The organism is Celeribacter indicus, from assembly GCF_000819565.1.
GTDB classification, from domain to species: Bacteria; Pseudomonadota; Alphaproteobacteria; order Rhodobacterales; family Rhodobacteraceae; genus Celeribacter; species Celeribacter indicus.
The window spans coordinates 139,512-155,183 of record NZ_CP004394.1 but is presented as its reverse complement, the minus strand read 5'-3'; the positions used below and the strand labels follow the sequence as shown (position 1 = coordinate 155,183).

Sequence of the window (15,672 nt, the reverse complement as noted above, 5' to 3'; positions counted from 1 at the left end):
GCTCGCCCTCATTCGCACGATACGCCCGTTCGAGGCGCGTCCTTGACTGGGCGCGCGGGCGGTGCTTGTGTTCCTTGACCCCCGCCGGACCCGGTCCCCGGAGGGGGCGGGAGCAGACGCCGGTCGTGCTGCCTCTCGGTAACGCTCTTTTTCGACAGAGCTTTCTTTATCGTTTCTATACGCAAGGGAAGGGGCGCAAGGCAACAGATTCCTGACCCCGCCGCGGAGGGAAAGCGACACCATATCTGGCGGGCTGGCGGGGGAAAGCCACTAGATTTCTTATAAGTCTTTGAAATAATTGGTTTTTATGACGCGCTGCGGCCCAGCCTCCGACTGGCGGAAAAGATCCCGGTGCTCGTGCGCGGTGGGGGAGGGGGGCCGCGCGCGCCCGCCCGCGGGAGAATCGCGGACAGGGTCGCATCCGGCCGGATCGGGGTCTTTTCCGCGGAAAAAGACCCTATTTCCGCTTCATCGCCTCGAGCAGGGCCGCGCCGAAGGCGCCGGTCTCCGCCGGTTTGCCGCGTCCCGGCGCCTGTGCCTTCGGCTTGCCGCCGCGCGGGGCAGGGGACTTGTCCTGCCGTTCGGCACGCGCGGAGCCGCCGCCGTCCTTGCGCATCGACAGGCCGATGCGCTTGCGCGGGATGTCGACCTCGGTCACGCGCACCTGCACCACGTCACCCGCCTTCACGACCTCATGGGGATCCTTCACGAAGCGGTCGGCGAGCTGGCTCACATGCACGAGCCCGTCCTGGTGCACGCCGATGTCGACGAAGGCGCCGAAGGCCGCGACATTCGTCACCGTGCCCTCCAGCCGCATGCCGGGTTTCAGGTCCTTGATATCCTCGACCCCCTCGGCAAAGGTCGCGGTCCTGAATTCGGGCCGCGGGTCGCGTCCCGGCTTTTCCAGCTCGCTGAAGATGTCGCGCACGGTCGGCAGGCCGAAATCGCCGGTGACGAAATCCGCGGGGGCGAGCCCCTTCAGCGCGCCGGCGGCGCCCATGATCTCGCGAATGTCGCGGCCGCAGGCGGAGACGATCCGGCGCGCGACGTCATAGGCTTCGGGGTGGACGGAGGAGGCGTCGAGCGGGTCCTCCCCGTCGCGGATCCGCAGGAAGCCCGCACATTGTTCGAACGCCTTCGGGCCGAGGCCCGCGACCTTCAAAAGCGACTTGCGCGAGGGGAAGGCGCCGTTCAGGTCGCGATGCAGCACGATGGATTGCGCGAGGGACGGCCCGAGCCCCGCGACCTGCGCCAGAAGCGGCGCGGAGGCCATGTTGAGATCGACGCCGACCGCGTTCACCGCGTCCTCGACCACCGCCTCGAGCGCCTGGCTCAGCCGCCGCTGGTCCACGTCATGCTGGTATTGCCCGACGCCGATCGACTGCGGCGTGATCTTCACCAGCTCGGCCAGCGGATCCTGAAGGCGGCGGGCGATGGAGACCGCGCCGCGCAGGCTCACGTCGAGGTCGGGGAATTCCTGCGCCGCGAGTTCGGAGGCGGAATAGACCGAGGCGCCGGCCTCGGAGACCACCACCTTGGTCGGCGCCTTCCCCCCCGGCGGCAGCAGGCCGAGCGTGTCCGCGACCAGCCGCTCCGTTTCCCGGCTGGCGGTGCCGTTGCCGATGGCGATCAGTTCGATGCCGTGGCGGGTGATGAGATCGACGAGCGTCGCCTGTGCCCCGCGCAGGTCCAGTCTCGGCTGGAACGGGTAGAGCGTCGCGGTGTCGAGCAGCTTGCCGGTGCGGTCCACGACCGCCGCCTTGACGCCGGTTCGGATCCCCGGATCGAGGCCGAGCGTCGCCTTCGCGCCCGCCGGGGCGGCGAGCAGCAGGTCCTTGAGATTGCGGGAAAAGACCGTGATGGCCTCGTCATGCGCGCGCTCGCGCATCTCGCCCAGCAGGTCGATGTAGAGCGAGATGGAGAATTTCACCCGCCAGGCCCATTTCGCCACCCCGCGCAGCCAGAGGTCGCCGGGCGTCTCCCCGCCGGCTTCGAGCGTGGCGGCGATCATCGCGATGGCGCGGTCCTGCCCCGCCTCGGGATCGGGGGCGATTTCCATCGTCACGATTTCCTCCTTCGCGGCGCGCAGGATGGCGAGCGCGCGGTGGGAGGGGATGCCGGCCCAGGATTCGCGGTGGTCGAAATAATCGGAGAATTTCGCGCCCTCCTGCTCCTTGCCCGCGATCACCCGTGCGGAGACGAACGCCTCCTGCCGCATGAAGGCGCGCAGCCGGCCCAGGAGATCGGCATTTTCCGACAGCTCCTCGGTCAGGATGTCGCGCGCGCCGTTGAGCGCGTCCTTCACCGTGGGCACGGCCTCGGTCACATAGGCTTCGGCCAGGGTTTCGGGCGCGGTGGCGCGGGTGTCCATGATGGCGCGCAGCAGCGGCTCGAGGCCGTTTTCCCGCGCGATCATCGCCTTGGTGCGGCGCTTCGGCTTGTAGGGGAGATAGATGTCCTCGAGCGCCGCTTTGCTGTCCGCGCCGGCGATGGAGCGGCGCAGGTCGTCGGTCAGCTTGCCCTGGTCCTCGATCGACCGCAGGATCGTGACCCGCCGCGCCTCGAGCTCGCGCAGGTAGGCGAGCCGGTCCGACAGCGTGCGCAACTGCGTGTCGTCGAGCCCGCCGGTCACCTCCTTGCGGTAGCGCGCGACGAAGGGCACGGTCGCGCCCCCGTCGAGCAGGGTCACGGCGGCGGCGACCTGTGCGGGGGTGGCGGAAATCTCGCCTGCGATGGTGCGGGCGATGCGGGCGGCGGTTTGCGGATCGGCGGCGGTGGTCACGGGTCGTCTCCCTGATGGTCGGAGATGTGTCTTAGCCCTCCCGCGTCCGCGCGCCAAGGGGGAGATCAGAGCACGGCGCGGATCCGCGCGCGGGTCTCGGGCAGGCGGGCGAGGGAGGCGTCGATCCGGGCCGCCCAGTTCGGTCCGCGCCCGCGCGCCTCCTCATGCGCTTCGGCCAGCTCGTCCGGCCGCGTCTCCGCCAGTGCCGCGACGAGGAGGGCGGCCTGCGCGCGGTCCTTTCCGGCCTTGAGCGCGTCGGGGCCGCCCCGGCGCCGTTCCGCGACGATGAGCTTGTGCAGGGCGAAGCGTTCGGGGCGCGGGATCTGGATCAGCACGCCGCTGCGATAGAGGCTGACGGCGGGAATCGGGTCTTTCAGCAGGAAATCGAGATGGCGCAGGGCCAGCGCGCTGACCCCGAGGGCGGGCAGGTCGCGGATCGATTCCTCGCCCTGCGCCGGCATCAGGAATTCCACCAGCGCCTCGCCCCCCGCCTGCGTCCAGCGCCAGGTGCGGCCGGGATCGAGCGAGGGGGCCGGGGCGAAGTCGAGGCTGCGGAACACCTCGGCGAGCGGGGTCTCGACCGTGTCGCCCAGGGCGAAGGAGAGGCGTTCGAAACTGCCGATGTCGATGTCGCCGGTCTGCGCCAGCCGGTCGAAGCCGAGCGCGAGGCCCAGCTCGCCCTCGTAATGGCGGAAGGCGACCGTTCCGATCAGCGTGCCGCCGAGGCGGAAGACGCCGGCGCGGGCGAAGGCGTTCAGCAGGCTGCCGGTCTGCTGGTCGGTGGAGGCATAGCCTTCCGCGCGCAACAGGCGCACGAGGCGGGTGCGTTCCCGGCGCCGGGCGTCGCGCTCTGTCCGAAGCGCCTCCAGCCGGTCGAGGCGGGCGCGCAGCTCCGGGCTGTCGGGGCCGATATAGCGCTGTGCGACGGTGGTGCCGAGACGGAACTTGTCATACCAGAACACGCGCCCCTTCACCGTGACGCGGGTGGGGGTGCCGGTGATTTCGCTCGCCTGTTCGTCCTGCGCGAGGCGCAGCAGGTCGTGGTAGGCGGCATGGCCGACGGGGGAGTGGAAGCGGAGCTCGGTCATCGCGGTTATACATCAAAAGGACTTTTTGTTGTATAGCGCGGGGCGGGGCGTTGCACAACGAAAATGAGTTTTGTTGTATAGCGCCCGGACGCGACCCGGAACCGGCCTGAAACGGGAACGACCGGGCGCGGGCGCCCGGCCGTGCGGGCCTTATGCCTCGAACGTGTAGCGGGAGAGCGGCATGCGCCGGATCCGCTGGCCGGTCAGGGCAGAGACGGCATTCGCCACGGCGGGCGGCACGGGCGGCAGGCCCGGTTCGCCGACCCCGCCCATGGGGGCGCCGCTTTCCACGATGGTGGTATGAACGCGCGGCATCCGGTCCGGGGTGAGGATCGGATACATGTCGAAATTGCGCGCCACGGGCATGCCGTTCTCATAGGCGGTTTCCTCGAGCAGCACCTGCGACAGGCCGAGCGCGACGGCGGAATTCACCTGCGCCTCGATGATCGCGGGATTGACGATGCTGCCGGGGTCGATGGCTTCCCAGACGTCGTGGACCACGACCTCGCCATCGCGGATGGAGACCTCCGCGATCGCCGCCGTCTCGCTGCCGAAGGGGGAGGCCATGCCGATGCCGCGGGCGCGCCGGCTGCCGTCCTCGGCGGTGAAGGGCCCGCGTTTCCAGCCGCCCGACAGGTCCGCGACCGACCGGAGCAGGGTGGTCAGCCGCTCGTTGCCCGCCAGCAGGTGCAGGCGCAGTTCGAACGGATCCTGCCCGCCCGCATCGGCCAGCTCGTCGAGGAAGGTTTCATAGAAGAAATCGTTCATCGAATTGCCGACCGAGCGCCAGTAGGCGAGCATCGTGGGGTTTTCCACGTAGAGCTGGGCGATCCGGCGGTTGGGGATGGCATAGGCCTTGCCCGTCAGCCCCTCGAGCGCGGTCGGGTCGAGCGTTTCGGGATTGCGGCCCCAGATGCCCTCGGTCGGACCCTCGCAGGCGCTGATCGCCTCGAGCGCGACGGGCATGCCCTCGGCATCGAGCGCGCCGCGGAAGCGCACCGCCGCCATCGGGCGCAGCGGGTCGCGCAGGAATTCCTCCTCCCGGCTCCAGATCACCTTTACCGGGCGGCCGGTCTCGCGGGCGAGCTGGATCGCCTGCGGGAAGGGGTTGGCCTCGGGATAGAGGAAGTGCCGCCCGAAGAAGCCGCCGAGGATCGGGGAATGGATCGCGATCCGATCCGCCTCGAGCCCGGTGATGCCGGCGATCACGTCGCGGAACTGTTCCGGCGCCTGGTTCGGCATCCACAGCTCGAGCGAGCCGTCGTCGTTGAACCGCGCCACCGTCGAGGGCGGTTCGAGCTGGGCATGGTTGAGGAACTGGCTGTGATAGGTGGCCTCGACCACCGTTTCGGCGGCGTCGAAGGCAGTCTCGACGATGTCCTCGCTTTCCGCCGTCGTGCCCTCGCCCGGCTCGCTGGCGAGGCGTTCGGCGAAGGCCTCGGTGGAGAAATCGGCGGGCATGTAGCGGACGAGGGGATCGGTGTCGGGCTCGGGTTCTGCCCAGTCGACCTCCAGCGCCTCGACGGCCTTGCGCGCGGTCCACCAGCGTTCGGAGACGACCGCGACCGCGCCGGTCAGGCGGTGGATGGAGATCACGCCGGGCATCGCCGCGACCTCCGCCTCGTTGGCGATCGTGCCGACCGTGAGGCCGAGGCGGGGGGCGTGCTGGACGGCGGCATGGACCATGTCCTCGACCTTCGTGTCGATGGCATAGACCGCCTTTCCGGTGGATTTGTCCCGGATATCGACCCGTGCGAGCGGCTTGCCGATCCAGCGGAAGTCGGCGGGATCCTTCAGCGTCACGCTGTCGGGATCGGGCACGGGAAGGTCGAGCGCGTCGCCCGCGACCTCGCCATAGCCGAGCCGCCGGCCGGAGGCGGCATGGACGATCTCGCCCGGTTCGGTCGTCAGGTCGTCCACCGGCACGTCGAGCCGGGTCGCCGCGGCCTCGAGCAGCAACCGGCGGGTCAGCGCGCCGAGGCGGCGCATCGTGTCGTAGCTCGTGCGCACCGACATGCTGCCGCCGGTGATCCGCATCTGGCCGTTGACGACGAGGTAATCCTCGCCCGCCGGGGCGTTTTCCACGGTGAAGCCCGCGGGATCGGCGTCGAGCTCCTCGCCGACGATCTGCGCCATGGCGGTGAAGATGCCCTGGCCGCCCTCGTTGAACGGGCTGAGCAGGCGGATGGTGCCGTCGGGGCGGATTTCGATGAAGGCGGGCACGCGGGTGCCGGGGGCGATCTCCGGCGCGGCATCCTGCGCCCGGCCCGCGACCGGCAGGCCGATGCCGAGCACGAGCGATCCGGCAGTGGCCCCGGCGGCGGACAGCAGGAAGCGGCGGCGCGACAGGTTCACCGGCGCACGGCCCGAGAGCAGGGAGGTGAGGGCGAACAGGCGGTCGAGGCGGGTCATAGCGTCTCTCCCTCGCCCTGCGCGAGATCCAGGACGGCGGCGCGGATCGCGTTATAGGTGCCGCAGCGGCACAGGTTGGTCATCGCCGCGGCGATGTCCTCGTCGTCGGGGGTGGCGTTTTCCTTGAGCAGCGAGGTGACGGCCATCACCTGCCCGGACTGGCAGTAGCCGCATTGCGGCACCTGGTGTTCCACCCATTTCTCGACGACGCGGCGGCCGGTCTCGTCCTGCTCGATCGCCTCGATGGTGGTGATGCGGCTTTCGGTCACCGTGTCGACGGGGGTGATGCAGGAGCGGGTGACGATGCCGTCGATCAGCACCGAACAGGCGCCGCACTGGGCGATGCCGCAGCCGTATTTCGTGCCGGTCAGGCCGAGATTGTCGCGCAGGATCCAGAGCAGAGGCGTATCTCCCTCGGCCTCCACGTCATAGGTCTGGTCGTTGATCTGAAGTTGCATGGGGTTTCCTCGTGGGTAGCGGGGGCGACCTTCGTGATGTGCGTGTCCCCTTGGTCGGAACGGGCGGGGGCGCCGGTGGCCAGTGCTTCGGGCTCGTCCGGGCGCGCGCGCCCTTCATCAGATAGCGCGGCAGAAGATGCTGTAAATCGGGAGATGCCAAATTCAGTCATGAGCACGGCTCATGACTGCGCGGCAGACGGTGCGACGAAGGGGCCGGATCCCGGCGGGAGCCGGCCCGCGTTTCGGGCGTCAGTCGCCGTAATCGGCGTCGGAGACCTTTTCCATCCAGGTGACGGGGCTGCCGTCGATGCTTTCCTGGATGGCGATATGGCTCATCGCCGTGTCGGGCGCGGCGCCGTGCCAGTGTTTCTCGCCGGCGGGAAACCAGACGATGTCGCCCTGGGAGATCTCCTCCACCGGGCCGCCCTCGCGCCGGACGCGGCCGCGCCCGAAGGTGACGATCAGCGTCTGCCCGGCGGGGTGGGTGTGCCATGCCGTGCGCGCGCCGGGTTCGAAGGTGACATGCGCGCCGCCGGTGCGGCCGGGCGCCTCTGCCTGGAACAGCGGGTCGACGCGCACGGTGCCGGTGAAATATTCCTCGGGACCGGGCCCGGAGGGGGCGCTGCCGGAACGAATGATTTTCATGGAGTCTCCTTTCCTCGCGCGGTCAGTCGCGCAATTTCTCGAAACGATAGGTGAGGGCGGGGCCGCCGGGCTGGACATAGGCCAGTTCGACCGTGGCCATGGCGAAGGGCTCGACATAGCGCCCGCTGCGCAGCGGGCCGGTGTCGAGCGGCTCGAAGCCGATGTCGCGGATCAGGCCGAAGGCGATCTGTTTCGCGCCCGGATCGTCGCCATAGGCCATGACCTGCGGCCGCGGGGTGTCGGCCCGCCGGATGAAGACGGGCGCGAAACTTTCCGAGGGCGTGGTGTTGAAGCAGGAGACCCAGCGCGCCTGCGGGCGGAGGCGCGCCAGCTCCTCCGCGCCGGAGGTCGTGAGGCCGACGACGAGATCGCGGTCGGCCTCGTCGAGCGGCACGCAGCAGTTGAGCACGACCTTGCCCGCCATGTCGCCCGCCTGGCCGAGCACGTCGCCGGTGCGCGACCAGTGCACCGCGAGCAGGATCGCCTCCGCCCCGCGCACCGCCTCGGCGACGCTTGCATGGGTGGCGCCGCTTTCGCGGGCGAGGCGTTCGAGCTTTTGCGCGCTGCGGGCATAGGCGAAGGTCACGTCATGGCCGCAGCGCGCCCAGAGCCGCCCGAGCTTCGCCCCCATCCGACCGGATCCGAGGACCGCGATCCGCATGGGTCATTCGCTCCGCGAGGCGAAGACCTCTTTCGCGACGGGCAGGGCGGAAAAGACCCTCGGCCAGCCGGCGTAGAAGGCCAGATGCGACAGCACGCCGCCCGCCTCGGCCTGGGTGAGGCCGTTGTCCATCGCGCGGTTGAGGTGGAAGGTCATCTGTTCCGGCTGTCCGGCGGCGATCAGCGCGGCGACGGTCACGAGGCTGCGGTCGCGGGGTTCGAGGCCGGGGCGCAGCCAGAGGTCGCGGAACAGCACGTCGCGGGTGTTGTCCACGACGCCCATGGACACCTCGCCGTAATCGCCCCGGACATTTTCCTCGCGCGCGGCCTCGGCCGCCTCGTCGAGCGGCAGGAGTTCGGGATCGACCGCCGGAAGATCCTCCTCGCTCACCCCGCGGTCGTCGAAGACCGGCGCGGCGGCTTCCGAGGCGGCGACGGCATTGCCCCAGCCGGTGTAGAAGGCGAGATGGGTGATCGTCTCGGAGATCTCTGCGGGGGTCACGCCGGCATCGAGGGCCAGCGCCACATGCGCGCCGAGGGTCTCCGTCTCGTGCCGGGTCAGCAGCGCGGCGAAGGTGACGAGCGCGCGGTCGCGCACCGACAGCGCCTCCGCCGTCCATTCGCCGTTGAACAGCGCCTCCTCGGAATAGGCCCCGAGCGCGGGGGAGACCCGGCCGATGGCCTCCGGCAGGGTGGCGGACATGTCCTGTGCGAAGGCGGATGTCGTCATGAGAGCAAGGGTCGAGGCGGCAACTCGGGTCTTCATCAGGGTCTCCTTTGCGGGATATCGGGCTCTGCGCCTGATATGGGGCGTGCGGCGCAAAGGTAAATCTCGCGCGCGTCACGTCGCTCATGAGCGCATCTCATGAATGTTCAGGCGCGCTCGCGCAGGGCGTCGAGCACGATCTCGAAGGCGCTCGAGGGGCGCTGGCGGCTCGGGTAATAGAGGTGGAAGCCCGCGAAGGGCGGCGAGAATTCCTCGAGACAGCTCACGAGCGCGCCGCTGTCGAGATGCGGGCGGGCGAGGCGTTCGGGCACGAGGGCGAGCCCGTGGCCGTCCTGGGCCGCGCGCAGCACCGGGTTGATCGTGTTGAAACAGGTCTGGCCCTGGACCTTCACCCGGATCTCGTGGCCGTCGCGGTCCTCGAATTCCCAGGCGTAGAGCGCGCCATGGGTGGACAGGCGCAGGTTCACGCATTGGTGGTCGCTGAGCGCCTGCGGCGTGTCGGGCGGGCCGTGGCGCGCGAAATACTCCGGCGCGCCGACGCAGACCATGCGTTCGTCGGGGCCGATGCGCATGGCGATCATGCCGTCGCTCACCTGCTCGCCATAGCGCACGCCGGCGTCGCATTGCGACTGGGCGAGATCGGTATAGCCGTAATCCATCACGAATTCGACGTTCACGCTCGGATATTGTTTCAGCACCGGGGAGAGTTTCGGCCAGAGCAGCGTCTCGATCGCATATTCGGTGGCGGCGATGCGCACGGTGCCGGTCGGCTGGTCGCGCGCGTCGTTGAGCGCGAGCAGCCGCGTCTCGATCTTGTCGAAACAGGGGTTCAGCGTGGCGAGGAGATCCTCGCCCGCGAGCGTCGGCGCGACCGTCCGCGTCGTCCGCGTCAGCAGCCGCAGGCCGAGCCGCTGTTCCAGCGCCTTGATCGTGTGGCTGAGCGCGGATTGCGACACGTTGAGCCGGGCGGCGGCGCGTGTGAAGCTGCGTTCCTCCGCCACGGCGGCGAAGGCGATCAGGTCGTTGATGTTCTCTCGGAGCATGAAGGAGGCCTTGATCTTTGTGTCGAGGATCATGGGATCTCCTTCAGGATATATGAGGAGCGGTCATGGTGCCATGGATTATGCAAGGATGGCGTTCCTCCTGGCGCGGCATCGGCAGAGCCTTGCCGGGTCGGCGCGGCCGGGGGAGGCCGCGCCGCGGGGAAGGGCGGTCAGCCGCCGTATTCCTCGTCCGTGACATGTTCGCCCCATGCGGCCGCGGCGCCGTCCACATTGGCCTGGATCGCGTAATGGGTGACGGCAGTGCTGTCGGTGGCGCCGTGCCAGTGCTCGACACCGGGCGGGCACCAGACCACGTCGCCGGCCTGGATCACCTGTTTCTCCTGGCCGCGCTCCTGCACCCAGCCGGTGCCTGCGGTGACGACGAGGATCTGGCCCGCCGGATGCGTGTGCCAGGCGGAGCGCGCGCCGGGCAGGAAGGTGACCTCTCCCCCGTTCACGTCGTTCATCACCGGGTCGAAGACCGGCGCGACATAGACGGTGCCGGTAAAGGTCTCCTCGCTGCCGGTCTCCCCGGCGCGGTCTTCGGCGCGGGTGATCTCCTGGGACTGCGCCATCGCGGCGGGCGCGGCGAGGAGCAGGGTGAGGGAAAGGGGGATGGAACGGATCATCTTGGTCGTCTCCTGATATGGGGGGCGGCCTGCGGCCGGTCTGGTCGGGGTGCATCGGGACATCTAGGCTCAGGACTTCGGTAACGGGGGCGTCCCAGTCAAGCGGTTTTGCGCACAACAATTGACCCGCCGTAGAGGTTACTTTGATATACTTGGTGCCGGTCCTGGCTTCCTTCGCGGCCTATAGCTGAGATCCTTGGGGAACATGCTTCGGTTCGTGGTCAGCGCGATGGCTGCCAACATGATGCTGGTTCGATGTAATTCCGATGTGCCCATCTCATAGGCGTGCTTGGCAAAAACCAGCGACAGTCCTGACCACGGCATCATCGGAACCACGTCCCTGCGGGACCTCAAAGGCCTGCGATCAGGCAGGCAACGGGTGGGGTGTCATCCTGTTAGGCAGGGTTTGGCGCCGCATCTGATTGGAAGGTTGTGCCATCGACCCAAATCCGATGCAGTATGACAGCGATGCGGCGTGCGAGGGCGACCATCGCAACTTTGCGTCCGCGCCGCTGCACGAGTTGGGCTCCCCACGTTCTCAGCCAAGTCGATCGGCCACGGTTCATCATGACAGTTGCAGCCTGGCACAACGCCCTTCTCAGATTGACATCGCCAGCTTTGGTTATACCACCCGACACGTCCCGTTCACCGGACTGGTTGCGTGAAGGCGTCAAACCAACCCAGGGTCCGACCCTTTTCGAAGACCGAAAGCGGGCCGGATCATCGACCGCAGCACGAAATGTCAGTGCTACGACGACACCGATTCCTGGCATCGACATAAGGCGTTGGCAAACCGGATCATCCCAGGCCAACCGCCGCACGCACTTTTCGAGATCGGCCAGTTCCTGTCGTAGGGACGCTCGGGCCCGCAGCATCGGTTCAGTCGCGGCTTCCAGCATCGGATTGCCATCTGCCAATTCCCGAATGCGTGTCTCGAACTTGCCGCGGGAGATCGCACCGACCTTGAGGCCAAAGTTCCGCAGCAATCCGCGCACCGACATTTCCAGAGCGATCATGTTCTGCTGGATAGCCTTTCGAGCGCCGAGAACTGCCCGGGTTTCCTGAGCAGAGACGGATTTACAGTGAACCGGGCGGAACCAGCCGAGATGAAGAAGGCGTGCAATCCCTTCTGCATCGCGGCGATCCGTCTTGATCGGCATCGCCTTCAACGCTCCTTTCACCTGGCGCGTTTCCATGAGCACCGCTTCCAGTCCAGCTTCGGTCAGCCCTCTGTGCAGCCATTGCGACAGTGGCCCGGCCTCCAGGCCAATCGCTGCGATACTGCCGTCAAGTTCGTCCAACCAATGCGCCAAAGCTTCCGGTTCACTTTCAGTCTCCGCCTCTTTGACGATCTGGCCATGCTCGCTGACCACACAAACTGCGGTCTTCGCCAACGACACATCCAATCCAATAAATAGCTTCATCCCGTCATCCTCCATCTGGGTTCAATACGGGAATGGCGACAGCGCGGTGCTGATCTGACAAGTGGCAACGGTCGTGCGTGACGCAGGCCCCGTTACAGCATCTCATAGCCAGAAAAGGACGGTTGCGGCGAGGGCGATGGCTGAGAGAAAAACCTTCGGGCACCTGTCGTAGCGGGTTGCAACGCGCCTCCAGTCCTTCAGTCTGCCGAACATGATCTCGATCCGGTTGCGGCGCTTGTAGCGTCGCCGATCGTATCGGACTGGTGTCTTCCGTCCCTTTCGGCCCGGGATGCAGACCCGCAAGCCCTTGTCTTGCAGACTTTCTCTGAGCCAATCGGCATCATAGCCGCGATCGCCGAGAAACCACTTCGCAGGTGGGAGATCGCGCAGCATCGCCCGTGCGCCGGTATAGTCGCTCACTTGGCCCGCGGACATGAAGAAGCGCAGGGGGCGGCCCTCGCCGTCAGTGACCGCGTGGAGCTTTGTGTTCATTCCGCCTTTCGTTCGGCCGATGAGGCGTCCGCGCCCCCCTTTTTTGCTCGCAGGCTGGATGCCGTGCGATGCGCCTTCAGGTAGGTTGCATCGATCATGATGGTCTCGGGCTCAGGGGCCTCCGCGGCCAGCCCCTCGAAGATCCTGGCAAAGACACCGAGCTCGCTCCATCGCTTCCAGCGGTTGTAGAGCGTCTTTGGAGGCCCATACTCCGAAGGCGCGTCACACCACCTCAAGCCGTTGCGATTGATGAAGATAATGCCGCTCAGGACACGACGATCATCAACGCGAGGGCGCCCATGGCTCTTTGGGAAGAAGGGCCGAAGGCGCTCCATCTGCGCCTCCGTCAACCAGAACAAGTTGCTCGTCATATCGGCCTCCTTGCGGAGCCGTGAATCACGACAAGCCCGACAAATCAATGGGTCCTGAGCCTAGGGCCCGGCAGCGCGGGGATCATGTCCCGCAGGCCGATGGCACTCATGAAGGCGTTTCATGAGACCTCTTCCGCCGGCTCCTCCCGCATGGCCGCCCGCATGGATCGCGATTTCATGAGCCTGTTTCATGAGTGCAAGTGGCGCGCGGGACATGATCCGCGCGGCGTTCCGCCCTAGATTGGGGACAGACCGAAACAGGGGCCCGCCAGATGACCGAGATCCGCAGGAACCGCACCGGGACCGCCATGCTGATCGCCTGCCTGCTCGCGGGGGGCGCAGAGGCCGCGGACCCCGAGACGAAAGGCACCGAGATGACCGCAATCGAAGTGATCGTGGGCGACACCGTCCTGCCCGCCACGCTCGACGACACGCCGGCGGGGCGCGATTTCGCCGCGCTCCTGCCGCTCGAGCTCACGCTCAGCGACTATCACGGGATCGAGAAGATCGCGGACCTGCCGCGCGCGCTCGACACGACCGGGGCGCCGGCGAGCTACAAGCCGGAGACCGGGGACATCACGCTTTATGCGCCCTGGGGCAATCTCGCGATCTTCTACAAGCCGTTCAGCGACTCGCACGGGCTCGTGCGCCTCGGCGCATTCGACGGGCCGATCGACGCGCTTCTGACCGGGGGCGAGCTGCCGGTGCGGATCGAGAGGGCGGACTGACGGGGCGCGGCGGCCTCAGCCCTGTGCGGGGGGCGCCGTGCTTTCGCGCAGGATGAGCTCGACGGGCATCACCTCGGTATAGCCGTCGCCGAGGCTTTCGCGGCGGCGTTTCAGCAGGAGCTCCGCCGCGCGGTTGCCGATCCGCGCGCGGCGCTGGCGGATCGTGGTCAGCGGCGGCAGGGCATAGGCGGACATCTCCAGATTGTCGAAGCCGACCACGGAAATATCCTCCGGCACGCGCAGCCCGCCGCGCACGAGGCCGTGCAGCAGGCCGAGCGCCATCTCGTCATTGTCGCAGAAGATGGCGGTGGGGCGGTCGGCCATGGCGAGGAAGGCCTGTGCCGCCTGCGCGCCCGAGCGCAGCTTGAAATCGCCCTCGAACCGCGCCGGGGAGGGGAGCCCTGCCGCCGCGATCCCGCTGGCGACGCCCTGCGCGCGGGCGACGGTCAGGCAGTTTTCCGCAGGTCCGGTCAGATGCGCGATCCGGCGGTGGCCGAGCCCCGCGAGATGGTCGATGGCGAGCCGCGCCCCGGCCTCGTTGTCGGCAAAGACGCGCGGTGCCCCGAGCCCTTCGATCCATTCGCAGGCCTGGAGCACCGGCGGGCAGGAGGGGGCGCGGAACGGCTCCGGGTCGAGACCGCCGTCGAGCACGAGCACCCCGTCGGCATGGGAGCGCGTGAGATAGGGCTGCACCGCCTTCATGTCGGGTTGCCCGTCATGGGCGCGGGTGTCGAGCACGAGAAGGTTCATCCCCTCCTCGCGCAGCACGCGCGAGATCCCCGACAGGATTTCGGAGAAGAACGGGTTGGCGAGATTCGGCACGAGGGCGAGCACCGCGCCCACCTGTTGCTGGCGCAGGTTGCGGGCGGTGAGATTGACGCGATAGCCGGTTTCGGCCACGGCCTTTTCCACCGCGATCCGGGTGGTTTCGGAGACGATGGCGGGGTTCGACAGCACCCGGCTCACCGTCGCGACGGAGACGCCGGCGAGCTTTGCGACATCGTGGATGCGTGGCGGTTTGACGGGATCTCTCACCGGCGGTCCTTTTCCTGGGCTTCGTGAAACCTAGATGCGATTGCGGCTGTTGAAAACCATTTCATTGTGTGTAACGGTTTATGTAACCGATTACATATGCAGAATCGGCGGGAGGAGAGATGCGAACACTGAAAGGGCCGGGTCTGTTCCTGGCGCAGTTCGTCGGCGCGGAGCCGCCGTTCGACAGTTTCGATGCGATCGTGGAATGGGCCGCGGGCTGCGGATACGAGGGCGTGCAGGTGCCGAGCGGCGAGGCGTCGCTCATCGACCTCGACCGCGCCGCCGCCTCGGCGGAATATTGCGACGAGATCAGATCCCGCGCCGCGGCGCACGGGGTGGAGATCACCGAGCTGTCGGCCCATGTCCAGGGCCAGCTCGTCGCGGTCCATCCCGCCTATGACATCGCCTTCGACGGTTTCGCGCCCGAAGCGGTGCGCGGCAATCCGAAGGCGCGGCAGGACTGGGCGGTCGATCAGGTGAAGAAGACCATCGACGCCTCCGCCCGGCTCGGGCTCGACCGCATGGCGGCTTTTTCCGGCGCGCTCGCGTGGCCCTATGTCTATCCCTGGCCGCAGCGCCCGGCGGGGCTGATCGAGGCGGCCTTCGACGAGCTGGCGGCGCGCTGGCGCCCGCTGCTCGACCATGCCGCCGACAAGGGGGTGAAGATCTGTTTCGAGATCCATCCCGGCGAGGATCTGCATGACGGGGTCAGTTTCGAGATGTTCCTCGACCGCGTCGATCAGCACCCGTCCGCGATGATGCTCTACGATCCGTCGCATTACGTGCTGCAACAGCTCGATTACCTCGACAATCTCGACATCTACGCCGAGCGGATCGGCATGTTCCATGTCAAGGACGCGGAGTTCAACCCGACCGGGCGGCAGGGCGTCTATGGCGGCTACCAGGGCTGGGTCGAGCGCGCGGGCCGGTTCCGCAGTCCCGGCGACGGGCAGGTGGATTTCAAGGCGATCTTTGCGAAGCTCACGGCGATGGAGTTCGACGGCTGGGCGGTCGTGGAATGGGAATGCGCGCTGAAGCACCCCGAGGACGGCGCCCGCGAAGGCGCGCAATTCGTGCGCGACCATATCATCCGCGTGACCGATCATGCCTTCGACGATTTCGCGGCCTCCGGCACGGATGCGGCGGCCAATCGCAAGATGCTCGGGCTGGAGGGCTGA

Annotated in this window: 14 protein-coding genes; 2 read left to right on the top strand and 12 right to left on the bottom strand. The window is 67.7% G+C overall.

Going from position 1 to position 15,672, the window contains the following annotated elements; all coding sequences use genetic code 11:
• Nucleotides 1–457: 457 nt before the first annotated feature.
• The 11 genes from P73_RS22800 to P73_RS25265 form a co-directional block, all read right to left on the bottom strand.
• Nucleotides 458–2,782 (bottom strand): Tex family protein, encoded by a 2,325-nt coding sequence (locus P73_RS22800; RefSeq protein WP_043872197.1) that lies wholly within the window; start codon nucleotides 2,780–2,782, stop codon nucleotides 458–460.
• Nucleotides 2,783–2,847: 65 nt separating this feature from the next.
• A complete protein-coding gene (locus tag P73_RS22795; RefSeq protein WP_043872196.1) occupies nucleotides 2,848–3,870 on the bottom strand; it encodes a nucleotidyltransferase family protein in 1,023 nt (340 codons plus the stop codon).
• A 150-nt stretch (nucleotides 3,871–4,020) separates the two neighbouring features.
• On the bottom strand, nucleotides 4,021–6,282 hold the full coding sequence (locus P73_RS22790; protein ID WP_043872195.1) for a xanthine dehydrogenase family protein molybdopterin-binding subunit: 2,262 nt from the start codon (nucleotides 6,280–6,282) through the stop codon (nucleotides 4,021–4,023).
• Nucleotides 6,279–6,740, bottom strand: coding sequence for a (2Fe-2S)-binding protein (locus P73_RS22785; protein WP_043872194.1), 462 nt, complete (start codon nucleotides 6,738–6,740; stop codon nucleotides 6,279–6,281). Before P73_RS22785 ends, P73_RS22790 begins: the two co-directional genes overlap by 4 nt.
• Before the next feature lie 249 nt (nucleotides 6,741–6,989).
• Entirely contained in the window at nucleotides 6,990–7,385 is a 396-nt protein-coding gene (locus P73_RS22780) for a (R)-mandelonitrile lyase (protein WP_043872193.1), read from the bottom strand.
• Between the two features lie 22 nt (nucleotides 7,386–7,407).
• Complete coding sequence (locus tag P73_RS22775) at nucleotides 7,408–8,046, bottom strand: NADPH-dependent F420 reductase (RefSeq protein ID WP_043872192.1); 639 nt, start codon at nucleotides 8,044–8,046, stop codon at nucleotides 7,408–7,410.
• Between the two features lie 3 nt (nucleotides 8,047–8,049).
• On the bottom strand, nucleotides 8,050–8,811 hold the full coding sequence (locus tag P73_RS22770; protein WP_043872191.1) for a carboxymuconolactone decarboxylase family protein: 762 nt from the start codon (nucleotides 8,809–8,811) through the stop codon (nucleotides 8,050–8,052).
• A gap of 107 nt (nucleotides 8,812–8,918) precedes the next feature.
• Entirely contained in the window at nucleotides 8,919–9,815 is an 897-nt protein-coding gene (locus P73_RS22765) for a LysR family transcriptional regulator (protein ID WP_043872229.1), read from the bottom strand.
• A gap of 170 nt (nucleotides 9,816–9,985) precedes the next feature.
• Nucleotides 9,986–10,444 carry a (R)-mandelonitrile lyase gene (locus P73_RS22760; RefSeq protein ID WP_043872190.1) on the bottom strand — a complete coding sequence of 153 codons (459 nt, stop codon included), beginning with the start codon at nucleotides 10,442–10,444 and terminating at the stop codon, nucleotides 9,986–9,988.
• A 395-nt stretch (nucleotides 10,445–10,839) separates the two neighbouring features.
• Complete coding sequence (locus P73_RS22755; protein ID WP_043867978.1) at nucleotides 10,840–11,868, bottom strand: IS110 family RNA-guided transposase; 1,029 nt, start codon at nucleotides 11,866–11,868, stop codon at nucleotides 10,840–10,842.
• Nucleotides 11,869–11,970: 102 nt separating this feature from the next.
• A protein-coding gene (locus P73_RS25265) for an IS5 family transposase (protein WP_139267087.1) occupies nucleotides 11,971–12,731 on the bottom strand; the annotation gives its coding sequence in 2 pieces (ribosomal slippage) (nucleotides 11,971–12,407 and nucleotides 12,407–12,731; 762 coding nt in all).
• Between the two features lie 272 nt (nucleotides 12,732–13,003).
• Here P73_RS25265 and P73_RS22740 point away from each other — a divergent pair.
• Nucleotides 13,004–13,459 carry a cyclophilin-like fold protein gene (locus tag P73_RS22740; protein WP_245629302.1) on the top strand — a complete coding sequence of 152 codons (456 nt, stop codon included), beginning with the start codon at nucleotides 13,004–13,006 and terminating at the stop codon, nucleotides 13,457–13,459.
• Nucleotides 13,460–13,474: 15 nt separating this feature from the next.
• On the opposite strand, the gene P73_RS22735 is transcribed toward P73_RS22740, so the two are convergent.
• Nucleotides 13,475–14,494, bottom strand: coding sequence for a LacI family DNA-binding transcriptional regulator (locus P73_RS22735; protein WP_043872189.1), 1,020 nt, complete (start codon nucleotides 14,492–14,494; stop codon nucleotides 13,475–13,477).
• A gap of 119 nt (nucleotides 14,495–14,613) precedes the next feature.
• Between P73_RS22735 and P73_RS22730 the strand changes: the two genes are divergently transcribed.
• The gene (locus P73_RS22730; RefSeq protein ID WP_043872188.1) at nucleotides 14,614–15,672 is read left to right on the top strand and encodes a sugar phosphate isomerase/epimerase family protein; all 1,059 of its coding nucleotides are present in this window, start codon (nucleotides 14,614–14,616) and stop codon (nucleotides 15,670–15,672) included.